Consider the following 11672-nt stretch of genomic DNA (forward strand, 5'->3'; position numbering starts at 1 on the left):
GGGCCAGGTCGAGACCGACGAGCCGGCTCCGACGTCCCGATCATGACCGAGAAGAAGCAACGACAGGAACCAGTCATGAAGGACGCGACGACCACGACCCTCCCGCCGATCGTCGACCGGAAGGCTTTCGAAGCCGAGATCGAGGAGCTCAGGGTCCGCGAGAAGGCGCACACCCGCGAAGGTGATGCGATCGCCGCAGCCCGCCGCCGGCTGCCGATGGTCGAAGTGGACGCCGGCACCCAGCTGATCGGCCCGAACGGACCGCTCACCCTGCTGGACGCGTTCGAGGGCCGCAAGCAACTCCTCGCCTACTACTTCATGTGGCACCCCGGCCACCCCGCGGCCGAGCAGTGTCAGGGCTGCACGTGGTGCAACACGCACGTGGCGGAGCTGTCCTACCTGCACTCCCGGGACATCACGTACGCCGTCTTCGCCCAGGGCCCGTACGACGAGGGCCGCCGCTACCACGACTTCATGGGCTGGACGATGCCGTGGTACTCCGCCGCCGACTCCCTCGACACACTCCTGGTCGGCCGGGTCAAGAACAGCATGCACCTGGTGTCCTACCTCCGCGACGGTGACCGGGTGTTCGAGACCTGGTGGACGACGGTTCGCGGCGTCGAGGTGATGGACAACAGCTACTCGCTGATGGATCTGACCGTCTACGGCCGCCGCGAGACCCACGAGGACTCACCCGAGGGCTGGCCGCAGGAGTTCGAGCCCGGCGGCCTGATGAGCGACGGACGCCCGATGCCGCACTGGTCCCGCCTCGAGGCCGGCCGCAACGACGACCTCACGGCAGACCACTAAGGACCACCAGGACCACTAGACCCGATGCAGTAGCGAAGCCAGACCACGCCGCCTTCGAAGACCTCGGTGCCGGCGGGCTCGAGATTCAGCTCGTGCCCGTCGGACCAGCGGCGGCCGGAGCCGACGACGACCGGGTGGACGAGCAGCGCAAGCTCGTCCACCCGGCCGATGTCGAAGAGCGCACGCAGCAACTCGCCACCGGAGTCCACCCGGACGACCTGGGCGCCACGGCGTCCGAGGGTGTCCAGCGCCTCGGCCAGGTCCACCCGGTCGTAGCCGGTGACGAGCTCGCGGATCGTGCTGTCGGGCGGACGAGCCGGCGTCTGGTCGGCGTACAGGGCGAGTACGTCGGACCAGTAGCCGAGCTGCCGTAGTCCCTCCCACTCGCGGACTCGCGCCCGGCTGTCCACGACCGCGAGCAGCGGACCGTCCGGCCGCGGCCCCGGATGCGGAGCGGACCGTACGGCGTCCTCCTGCGCCAGGATCGTGTCGGCGCCGGTCAGCGTCACGTCCTCCTGCCACAGCGTCGCCAGCGCGTAGAACCGGGCGAGATCCACGTCGAACCCCGACGTCATCCCGTCGAGCGAGACCGCCACCTGAGCCACCACATGAGGCCGCATGCCGCCCAAGCTAGGTGAGCCCACCGACAATCCAGCTCTTGCAGAGACTTCTCTGCAGAGACTACTCTGCAGCCATGCGACGGATCGATGCCCGCAGCCTCCGCGGCCTTGCGCACCCACTCCGGATGAACATCCTGGAAGCCCTCGAGCTCGACGGGCCGGCCACCTCGACCACCCTGGCCGCGCGACTGGGCGAGAACACCGGCACGATCAGCTGGCACCTGCGCCTGCTCGCCGAGCACGGCTACATCGAGGAGGACGTCGAGCGCGGCACCAAGCGCGAGCGCTGGTGGCGGATCCCGGGCCGGACCGTCCTGGACCCGGCCGAGTTCCGCGACGACCCCGAGACCAGCGGCGCGCTCGACGTCTACCTCCAGCACCTGGTCGAGCGGTACTTCGACCGCGTCCGGGCGTACGTCGACCAGAACTGGCCCGGCGAGTGGCAGCACGCGGCCGCGCTGTCCGACTGGCGCGACCTCCGCCTCACGCCGGAGCAACTCACCGCCCTCAACGAGGAGCTCGGCGACGTCATCGACCGCTACACCAAGGTCGCACCGGCCGGCGACAACGCCGAGCGGGTCATCGTCCAGCTGCAGTCGTTCCCGCGGCGGTCGGCCGACGACGAAGCAAATCGGTCATGAGCCTCCTTCGGCGGCATCGCGACTTCCGACTGCTCTGGCTCGGCGAGACGATCAACCGGTTCGGCAGCGCGACCTCGGCGGTGGCGCTGCCGCTCGTCGCCATCTCGCTGCTCGACGCCAGCACCTTCGAGGTCGGCGTACTCACCGCTGCCGCGTGGGCGCCCTGGCTCCTGATCGGCCTGCCGGTCGGCGCCTGGGTCGACCAACGCCACCGCCGTCCACTTCTGCTTGGCAGCTCCGCCGCATCCTTCTTGCTGCTGGCCGCAATCCCCGTCGCGGCCTGGTTCGACGTCCTCACGATCCACCTGCTGCTGACAGTCGCCCTGCTCACCGGTGCAGCAGCCGTCGTCTTCCAGACCGCCTACACCGCTTACCTGCCGACCCTCCTCGACCCGGCTGACCACGCCGAGGGCAACGCGAAACTGCACGGCAGCGCGTCGGCAGCACAGCTCGCCGGCATGGGCTGTGGCGGCCTCGTCGTCCAGTACGCCGGACCAGCCAACGCGATCCTTGTCGACGCCACCACGTTCCTGGTCGCGCTCGCCTGCCTGGCCGCGATCCGCTTCCGGGAGCGCCGTACGACGGGAGGCCGCCGGGCCGGCCTGATCCGGGAAGGGATCCAACTGGTCGCCCGGGACGTGTGGCTGCGGACGCTGACGATCTTCGGAGCGGTCTCGAACCTCGCGCTGATGGGCTACCAGGCCATCGTGGTCGTCTTCCTGGTCCGCGAGGCCGGACTGTCCGCGGGCACGGTCGGCGCCCTGATCGCCGCGGCCACGAGCGGCGGCATCCTCGGCGCGTTCCTGGGCCGCCGCCTGGCCGCCCGCTTCGGCACCGCGCGTGCACTCCTGCTGTGCGAGCTCGGCCTGCCGACGCTCGCGCTGCTGATCCCGCTGAGCAGCGTCAGCCCGTGGCTCTACCTCGTCGGCGGCTTCGGCGTCAGCCTGGGCGTGGTTGGCGGCAACGTCATCAAGGCGACGTTCCAGCAGTCCTACTGCCCGCCGGAACTGCTCGGGCGGCTCACCGCGACTGCGTCGTTCCTCAACTACGGGACGATCCCGCTCGGCGCACTACTCGGCGGAACCCTCGGTGAACTGCTGGGCCTCGGCCCGGCGCTGTGGATCACGACAGCCGGCGTCCCGTTGGCGGGCTTGGTCCTCCTGTGCTCGCCGATGCGGGGACGACGCGAGCTGCCGACCTACCAGGGCAGTGCCGACCCGGTGGCCGACTCCAGCCGCGTCCGGATCGACTGACGCGCCAGGTCGTAGCCAGCCTGGTTGTCGTGCAGGATCGACGCCAGGTTGGCGGCCTCGTAGTACGCGTTCAGGTCGAACGCCAACTGCGCCGGATCAGCGTCCAGCTCACCCCGCTCGACCGCTTCGCGAACGACGTCCTCCATCAGGTCCATCCACTCCCGGTGCACGGCGGCCAGCGCTTCGTGGACGGCTCCCCCGCGAGCGGCGTACTCGTGGGAGACCTTCTGGAAGAAGCAGCCGCCGGGGAACACCCGGCGACGCGAGTAGTCCAGCCAGCACTCGCTCAGCCGCCACACCCGCTCGAGCCCAGGCTCGAACTCGAACGCCGGAGTCACCACCTCGTCGGCGTAGATCCGGCGCGCGGCCCGGATGGTCGCGAGCTGCAGCTCCTCCTTCGAGCCGAAGTGGGCGAACAGCCCGCTCTTGCTGATCCCGAGCTCGGTCGCCAGCCGCCCGATCGACAGCCCTTCCAGCCCGTCGACCGAGGCAATGTCGACCGCCCGGCGCAGCACGGCACGGCGGGTCTGGTCACCGCGCACCAACCGCCCGTCCACCTTCTCCACCCCGCGATCCTATTCCGCTTGACCCTGAGCCCTGTCCAAACTAATAATACGACCGTTCGTATTGTTTGCCAGCCGAGGAGCGAGATGACAGACATGACAACGGCGGTCGGGGCGGGGCTGCGGGCGATCGGCGCGGTCGCACCGCGGCTGGCCGGGCGGGCAGCGTTCGAGTTGTGGCGGCGGCCGCTGGCGCGCGGGCGAGTGCGCGAGGCCGAGCGGGAGATCCACGAGGCTGCCCGGGTGGAGGTCGTCGACGGAATCGTCACCTACGCCTGGGGTGACGGGCGCCGCCCGGTCCTGCTCGTGCACGGCTGGCGGTCCCGCGCATCGAGGTACGCCGGCTTCGTCACCCGGCTGCTCGAGCTCGGCTACAGCCCGGTCTCGTACGACGGCCCCGGGCACGGCGACTCGACCGTCCCGATGGGCACGATCCTCGACCACCAGCGGATCATCACCGCGCTCGCCGGGAAGTACGGCGCCTTCGAGGGCGTGATCGCCCACTCGCTCGGCGTCCCGTTCGCCCTGTACGCCGCACGCCAGGGGGTCGCCGCCGGCCGGATCGTGTCGATCAGCGGAATCGCGGACTTCGGCTATCTGGTGGAGAGGTTCGGTCGCGAGCTCGGCCTGAAGACCAGGGTCCGGGCCGAGTTGAAGAGGTCGATCGAACGCCGGCTGTTCGACGGCGATCCGGAGGTCTGGACCAAGTACTCGGTCGGGCCGGGCGCCGCCGAGTTGCTGGTGATCCACAACGACGTGGACGACGTGGTGGACCCGGCACAGGTCGACGTACTGCTGGCGTCGTACGGACCGAGTGCCCGCTTCTCGGGCAAGACCGGCCTCGGGCACGGCCGGATCCTGTCGGACCCGGCCGTGATCGAGGAAGCGGTGACGTTCCTAGATGTCGCGGAACGTCTCGATCTGGGCGCCTAGCGAGTTGAGCCGGGTGGCCAGGTCCTCGTAGCCGCGGTTGATCACGTAGACGCTGCGCAGCACCGACGTGCCCTTCGCGGCCATCATCGCGATCAGCGTGACCACAGCCGGGCGGAGCGCCGGCGGGCACATGATCTCGGCGCCGGAGAAGTGCGTCGGGCCCTCGACCATCACCCGGTGCGGGTCGAGCAGCTTGACCCGGCCGCCGAGCTTGTTCAGGTCGGTCAGGTAGATCGCGCGGTTCTCGTAGACCCAGTCGTGGATCAGCGTCTGCCCGGTGGCGGTCGCCGCGATCACCGCGAAGAACGGCAGGTTGTCGATGTTCAGGCCGGGGAACGGCATCGGGTGGATCTTGTCGATCGGCGCGTGCAGCCGCGACGGCCTGGTGGTCAGGTCGACCAGCCGGGTCCGGCCGTTCTCGGCCAGGTACTCCTCGCTGCGGCTGTAGTCGAGGCCCATCTCCTCCAGCAGCGCCAGCTCGATCTCCAGGAACTCGATCGGCGCCCGCCGGATGGTGATCTCCGACTTGGTCACGATCGCCGCGGTGAGCAGGCTCATCGCCTCGATCGGGTCCTCCGACGGCGCGTAGTCGACGTCCACGTCGATCTCGGCCTTGCCGTGCACCGTGAGCGTCGTGGTCCCGATGCCGTCGATCCGCACGCCGAGCAGGTCGAGGTAGAAGCACAGGTCCTGGACCATGTAGTTCGAGCTCGCGTTGCGGATCACGGTGACGCCGTCGTACCGGGCCGCGGCCATGAGCGCGTTCTCGGTCACGGTGTCGCCGCGCTCGGTCAGCACGATCGGCTTGCCCGGCGTGACCGCGCGGTTCACCATCGCGTGGTACTCGCCGCCGGTCGCCTTCACATCCAGGCCGAACGGCCGCAGCGCCGCCATGTGCGGCTCGACCGTCCGGGTGCCGAGGTCGCAGCCACCGGCGTACGGGAGCTGGAAGGTGTCCTCGCGGTGCAGCAGCGGGCCGAGGAACATGATGATCGAGCGGGTACGGCGAGCCGCCTCGGCATCCATCGCGGCCAGGTCGAGGTGGGCCGGCGGGACGATCTCCAGGTCGCCGGCGTCGTTCAGCCAGGTGGTCCGGACGCCGATCGAGTCGAGCACCTCGAGCAGCCGGTTGACCTCCTCGATCCGGGCGACCTTGCGCAGCGTGGTGCGGCCCTTGTTCAGCAGGCTGGCGCACAGCAGCGCGACGCCGGCGTTCTTGCTGGACTTGACGTCGATCGATCCGGACAGCTGCCGTCCACCGGCCACACGAAGGTGGACCGGGCCGCCGCCGAGAGAGACAATTTCGGAGTCGAGTGCCTCGCCGATCCGGGCGAGCATCTCGAGGGTGAGGTTCTGATGACCCTTCTCGATCCTGTTCACCGCACTTTGGCTGGTGTTCAGCACGTCCGCGAGTTGCGCCTGCGTCCACCCGCGATGCTTGCGGGCGTCCCGGATGAGATTGCCGATCCGGCTCAGGTAGTCATCAGTCATGCGCGGGACCTTATCTCACATGTGAGATACCCCAGCACCGACCCGCCGTTGCCAGCGTAGCCAATGTCACGCCGGCCCGATCACCGCCCCCCGGCCCCTGACAGCACAGCAAAGTCTCGCCCCCTACAGACTGTCGAGACGCCCGCCGCCTAGAGTTACCCCAACTCCCGCCGCCACCCGGAGAGGACCCTGCAGATGGCCGACGACACCTCCGCCGCGGTGGTGAACGACTTCGAGGCGGAGTCGTGGCCGCTGGAGGCGGCCGCCGACAGCCTGCACCAGGTGATCGACGGCTTCCAGAACGGCGACACCCGGCCGCTGGTGATCGGCGACGGCGACCAGCCGGTGCTGGTGGTGCTCGCGATCGCCGACCTGGCCGACTTCCGGGCCCGGATCGCGGAGCTGCTGGCGAACCCGGTCGACGCGGGCTGGCTGCGCTACTACCTGCGCTCGCACTTCGACATGAGCTCCGAGCGGCTGATCGAGCTGCTCGGCGTCGACACCGACCACGGCCTGTCCTCGCTGGCCAGCCAGGTGAACGTGGAGCAGGCCGCCGTACTGATGCCTGATCACCTGCGCCGGACCGAGGCCGGCGGGAACCCGCTGATGCTGATCGGCGACGGGATGATGGCGAGCGCGGCGCTGCTCGCGTTCCCGGCGTTCCAGGTGCTGCTCGCGATGGAGAGCGAGGGCAAGGTCGACGACGACTCCTGCGCGCACGACGACGAGGAGAAGCCGACCACGCCGCTGGAGGTGCTGGCGGATCGGCTCGGCCCGGTGGCCACCCAGCTGGTCGCGCAGATCAACGCCGGCCGCGAGCCGGGCCTGCCGCGGTACGAGCTGCACTTCGAGGACGACCTGGTCGAGCACCTGCGCGACCTGGAGGCGCGCGCGGAGAAGGCTCCGGGCGGCGGTGCGTACGACGAGCTGCACGACCTGCTGCACCAGTTCGACCAGATGCGCAGCGGGCTGGTCGACGTCGAGGAGGACGACGAGCCGGGCGAAGCGCCGTACCTGGAGGCCACCGATCTCAAGGCGGCGTTCCCGGAGCTGCGGGACAACTTCCGCGGCGGCTCCGACGACCCGTACCTGGTCGGCCTGGACGGCCGGCCGCTCGCCGGGCTGATCACCTTCGACCTCTACGAGGAGCTGCAGAAGGTGTCGGTCGAGCTGGACGGCACCGACGAGGCGCCGGTGCTGCCGCTGCCCGCGCCGCGCTGGGAGCACGGGCCGCGGATGCTGCCGTTCGAGGCCGCGGTCGAGGTGTGCGAGGCGGTCATCGAGGACATCTCGAACGGCGAGGCCTCGATGGTGTTCGTGGCCGACGAGGAGGGCGAACCCGAACTCGTCCTCGCCCCCATCGTCTGGCTCTGGGCCTACGTCGACTACCTCAACCTCGAAGCCGCCGACGCCTAACCCCACCCCCAACCCCAGCCCATTTCGCATTCGAGGGGATAACCGTTCGAATGCAGCCTTCTCCCCTGGTATGGGAGTAGAGAAGGCACAAGCCGAGGGGTTATCCCCTCGAATGCGACAGGGGGCAGAAGGGGGTCAGCCGAGGGGGAAGAGCGGCTGCCACTCGGCGAGGGTGGGAATCTCGTAGATGTTGGCCGGCGTGTAGGGGTCCTTGGCGAGGATGTCGCGGAGCTCGGCCTCGTCGGCGACGTCGTACACGAGCAGCGCGCCGGTCTGGTCGGTGAAGGGCCCGGCGGCGACGAGCTTGCCGGCTTCCTTCAGGGAGTTGAGGTACTCGCGGTGCGCCGGACGGACCTCCAGCCGGCGGTCGGTCTCGGCGAGGTCGAAGCGCAGCTGCACGACGTAAAGGGCCATGCCGAAACCCTACACGGCCTGCAGTACAAGGAGATTTGGTGCGGGAAAGGGCGTCACGAGCCGCCACAGCGGCTGGTTCAGGTCAGACCCGAAAGTCGACGAGTGATCGCCCTTCCCGCCCGGTTATTTTCACTGGTGGATGAGCCGGGATGCAAGGGGTTGGTTAAGGAAATTGCTGCAGACAGTTGAGTCAAGTAACGCTTCGTGACCGAACCCCCGGCCGCATCGATCTTGGCGCCGATGCAGTCGTACAGTCCGTCACGCCGCTCGGTTGTCAAGGCCCGAGGACCCGAGTACGACGACAGCACATCGAGGTACTGCGACGTCGCATCGGTCAGATCGCGTTCGTACCGACGGAACTCCACCGGCTCGAAAAGACCTGTCGCGCTCGACCATCGGCCGGGTCGCCTGAGCGGTGCCCGGACCGATCTCCAGCACGCGCACGTACTCCGGCTTCCCGAGCAGCTCGGCGATGTCGTGCTGCTCCCGGCTCATGCCCGCAGGCTACGGAGCACGAACCGGGAGCGCCGCTGATTTCAGTCCAGAGCCGCGCGACCCGCTTCGAGCCGGGCGACCGGGATCCGGAACGGCGAGCAGGACACGTAGTCCAGGCCCACCTCGTGGAAGAAGTGGATGCTGTCCGGGTCGCCGCCGTGCTCACCGCAGATGCCGAGCTTGAGGTCCGGCTTGGTGGTCCGGCCGCGCTCGGCCCCGGTCCGCACCAGCTCGCCGACGCCCTCGCGGTCGATCGACTCGAACGGCGACACCGCGAAGATGCCCTTTTCCAGGTAGCGGGAGAAGAACGCGCCCTCGACGTCGTCGCGGCTGAAGCCCCAGGTGGTCTGGGTCAGGTCGTTGGTGCCGAACGAGAAGAAGTCGGCCGCCTCGGCGATCTGGTCCGCGATCACCGCGGCCCGCGGCAGCTCGATCATGGTGCCGATCGGGATCGACCACTCGACGCCGACCTCGGCCAGCACGCCTTCCACCTCGTCGCGGGCCAGGTGCAGCTCCTGGATCGCGCCGACCAGCGGGATCATGATCTCCGGCTGCGGATCCTTGCCCTGCGCCCGGAGCTCGACCGCCGCGGACGCGATCGCCCGGACCTGCATCGCGAACAGGCCGGGGACGACCAGGCCGAGCCGGACCCCGCGCAGGCCGAGCATCGGGTTCTCCTCGTGCAGCCGCTCGACCGCGGTCAGCAGCGCGGCGTCGTGCCCGGGCTCCTCGCCGCGCTCGCGGGCCAGCGCGACCTTGACCGCCAGCTCCTCCATCGACGGCAGGAACTCGTGCAGCGGCGGGTCGATCAGCCGGATCGTCACCGGCTGCCCGTCCATCGCGGTCAGCAGTTCGAGGAAGTCGCCACGCTGCAGCGGCTCGAGCTCGGCCAGCGCGGCCTCCAGGTCGGCGTCGTTGTCGGCCAGGATCAGCCGCTCGACCGACTCCCGCCGCTCCCCCAGGAACATGTGCTCGGTCCGGCACAACCCGATCCCCTCGGCCCCGAACCGCCGGGCCCGGGCCGCGTCGTCGGCCGTGTCCGCGTTGGTCCGTACGCCGAGGCGCCGTACCTGGTCCGCGTGGCTGATCAGCCGGTGGACCGAGGCCACCAGGTCGTCGCCGGCTTCGGGGGCCAGCGTGCCCTCGAAGTACTGCACGACCGGGGACGGGACGACCGGGACCTCGCCGCGGAACACCTCGCCGGTGGTGCCGTCGATCGAGATCGTCTCGCCGGCCTCGATCACCGCGCCGTTCACCATGATGGTGCCCTGGGCAACGTTCACGTCGAGCTCCTCGGCGCCGCAGACACAGGTCTTGCCCATGCCGCGGGCGACCACGGCCGCGTGCGAGGTCTTGCCGCCACGGCTGGTCAGGATGCCCTGGGCCGCGATCATGCCGTGCAGGTCGTCCGGGTTCGTCTCGCGCCGGACCAGGATCACCTTCTCGCCGCGCTCGGCCGCCTCGACGGCGGCGGCCGAGGTGAACACCACCTTGCCGGAGGCGGCGCCCGGCGACGCGCCGATCGCCTTGGTGATTCGCTCCTTGTCCGCGTCCGCGTCGAACCGCGGGAACATCAGCTGCGCCAACTGGGCGCCCTTCACCCGCCTCAGGGCCTCGTCGGCGTCGATCACACCCTCGTCGATCAGGCTGGTCGCGATCCGGAACGCGGCCGCCGCGGTCCGCTTGCCGACCCGGGTCTGCAGCATCCACAGCTTGCCGCGCTCGACGGTGAACTCGATGTCGCACAGGTCGCGGTAGTGGCCCTCGAGCTTGGCCATGATCCCCATCAGATCGTCGTACGACGTCTTGTCGAGCTGCTCCATCTCCGCCAGCGGGACGGTGTTGCGGATGCCGGCCACCACGTCCTCGCCCTGCGCGTTCTGCAGGTAGTCGCCGTACACGCCGGGCTGGCCGGTGGACGGGTCGCGGGTGAACGCGACGCCGGTGCCGGAGTCCATGCCGAGGTTGCCGAACACCATCGAGCAGATGTTGACCGCCGTGCCGAGGTCGGTGCCGATCCGCTCCTGGCGGCGGTAGAGGATCGCCCGCTCGGAGTTCCAGGAACCGAAGACCGCCGCGATCGCGAGGTCCATCTGGGTCCGCGGGTCCTGCGGGAAGTCACGGCCGGTGTGCTCGTGGACGGCGCGCTTGAACGTCTCGACCAGGGTCCTCAGGTCGTCGGCGTCCAGGTCGAGGTCGCTGCGCGCTCCCTTCGCGTCCTTGGCCGCATCCAGCGCCTGCTCGAAGACCTCGCCGTCCATCCCGAGCACGGTCTTGCCGAACATCTGGATGAGTCGCCGGTACGCGTCCCAGGCGAACCGCGGGTTCCCGGACTGGTGGGCCAGACCGTTGACCGAATCGTCGTTCAGGCCGACGTTGAGGACCGTCTCCATCATGCCCGGCATCGACGCCGCCGCACCGGATCGGACCGACACCAGCAGCGGGTCGTCGGCCTGGCCGAGCTTCTTGCCCATCTTCTGCTGCAGGACGTCGACATGGTGGTCGATCTCGTCGGCCAGCTCCGGCGGGACCGCTCCGGTGTCCAGGTAGACCTTGCAGGCTTCGGTGGTGATGGTGAAACCGGGTGGCACAGGAAGGCCCAGATTGGTCATCTCGGCCAGGTTCGCCCCCTTCCCGCCGAGCAGCTCCTTCATGTCCTTGTTGCCTTCGGCGAAGTCGTAGACGAGTTTCGGCACGATCACTCCCTGGGTTTCAGGTGGCGTTTCAGGCGCGGGGAGGTGACCCGCTGGCCCATCGACTCCGGCGGCGGGGGCGTGTTTTCAGAGTAAGCCCAAAAACCAGTCCAGTTGAACACTGGTCTCACGATGTCGACGTGACCCTGCCCACAGGTCGAAGGCCGGAAAACCCTTCCCCTATTGACAACGCGAGACATTCACCACGTTTGCCGACGAAACGCAGAAGCAGGGTGTTACCCACCTTTCGGATGGGTATCACCCTGCTTTCGGCCGGTCGGGTCTAGATGTACTCGGTCATGAGGTTGGTGACAGTCGGCTGGTGGGTGGTTGGCCGCCGAGT

At 69.1% G+C, this 11672-nt stretch carries 11 protein-coding genes; 5 read left to right on the top strand and 6 right to left on the bottom strand.

All coding sequences use genetic code 11. The features are described 5' to 3' along the window. Positions 1-75: 75 nt before the first annotated feature. Entirely contained in the window at positions 76-810 is a 735-nt protein-coding gene (locus ACWCOV_RS36885) for a DUF899 family protein (RefSeq protein ID WP_449834008.1), read from the top strand. On the opposite strand, the gene ACWCOV_RS36890 is transcribed toward ACWCOV_RS36885, so the two are convergent. Further along, positions 807-1430 (bottom strand): dihydrofolate reductase family protein, encoded by a 624-nt coding sequence (locus ACWCOV_RS36890; RefSeq protein ID WP_449834009.1) that lies wholly within the window; start codon positions 1428-1430, stop codon positions 807-809. The two genes, ACWCOV_RS36885 and ACWCOV_RS36890, sit on opposite strands and share 4 nt — an antisense overlap. A gap of 74 nt (positions 1431-1504) precedes the next feature. On the opposite strand from ACWCOV_RS36890, the gene ACWCOV_RS36895 reads away from it, so the two are divergent. Next, positions 1505-2071 (top strand): helix-turn-helix domain-containing protein, encoded by a 567-nt coding sequence (locus tag ACWCOV_RS36895; RefSeq protein ID WP_449834010.1) that lies wholly within the window; start codon positions 1505-1507, stop codon positions 2069-2071. Next, on the top strand, positions 2068-3324 hold the full coding sequence (locus tag ACWCOV_RS36900) for an MFS transporter (protein ID WP_449834011.1): 1257 nt from the start codon (positions 2068-2070) through the stop codon (positions 3322-3324). The genes ACWCOV_RS36895 and ACWCOV_RS36900 overlap by 4 nt, the downstream gene beginning before the upstream one ends. Here ACWCOV_RS36900 and ACWCOV_RS36905 read toward each other — a convergent pair. Then, complete coding sequence (locus ACWCOV_RS36905) at positions 3270-3890, bottom strand: TetR/AcrR family transcriptional regulator (RefSeq protein ID WP_449834012.1); 621 nt, start codon at positions 3888-3890, stop codon at positions 3270-3272. The two genes, ACWCOV_RS36900 and ACWCOV_RS36905, sit on opposite strands and share 55 nt — an antisense overlap. A gap of 84 nt (positions 3891-3974) precedes the next feature. Between ACWCOV_RS36905 and ACWCOV_RS36910 the strand changes: the two genes are divergently transcribed. After that, positions 3975-4820 carry an alpha/beta hydrolase family protein gene (locus tag ACWCOV_RS36910; protein ID WP_449834013.1) on the top strand — a complete coding sequence of 282 codons (846 nt, stop codon included), beginning with the start codon at positions 3975-3977 and terminating at the stop codon, positions 4818-4820. Here ACWCOV_RS36910 and ACWCOV_RS36915 read toward each other — a convergent pair. Then, positions 4785-6311, bottom strand: coding sequence for a UDP-N-acetylglucosamine 1-carboxyvinyltransferase (locus tag ACWCOV_RS36915; protein WP_449834014.1), 1527 nt, complete (start codon positions 6309-6311; stop codon positions 4785-4787). The two genes, ACWCOV_RS36910 and ACWCOV_RS36915, sit on opposite strands and share 36 nt — an antisense overlap. Positions 6312-6506: 195 nt before the next feature. On the opposite strand from ACWCOV_RS36915, the gene ACWCOV_RS36920 reads away from it, so the two are divergent. Beyond that, positions 6507-7727 carry a hypothetical protein gene (locus ACWCOV_RS36920; RefSeq protein WP_449834015.1) on the top strand — a complete coding sequence of 407 codons (1221 nt, stop codon included), beginning with the start codon at positions 6507-6509 and terminating at the stop codon, positions 7725-7727. A gap of 135 nt (positions 7728-7862) precedes the next feature. Here the strand turns inward: ACWCOV_RS36920 and ACWCOV_RS36925 are convergent, their stop codons facing one another. From ACWCOV_RS36925 to ppdK, 3 genes are all read right to left on the bottom strand, one after another. Next, positions 7863-8141 carry a YciI family protein gene (locus ACWCOV_RS36925; protein WP_449834016.1) on the bottom strand — a complete coding sequence of 93 codons (279 nt, stop codon included), beginning with the start codon at positions 8139-8141 and terminating at the stop codon, positions 7863-7865. 258 nt (positions 8142-8399) lie between these two features. Then, entirely contained in the window at positions 8400-8636 is a 237-nt protein-coding gene (locus ACWCOV_RS36930; RefSeq protein ID WP_449834017.1) for a hypothetical protein, read from the bottom strand. Between the two features lie 41 nt (positions 8637-8677). After that, complete coding sequence (ppdK, locus tag ACWCOV_RS36935) at positions 8678-11332, bottom strand: pyruvate, phosphate dikinase (protein WP_449834018.1); 2655 nt, start codon at positions 11330-11332, stop codon at positions 8678-8680. Between the last annotated feature and the right edge of the window lie 340 nt (positions 11333-11672).

This window comes from Kribbella sp. NPDC002412, from assembly GCF_053592935.1.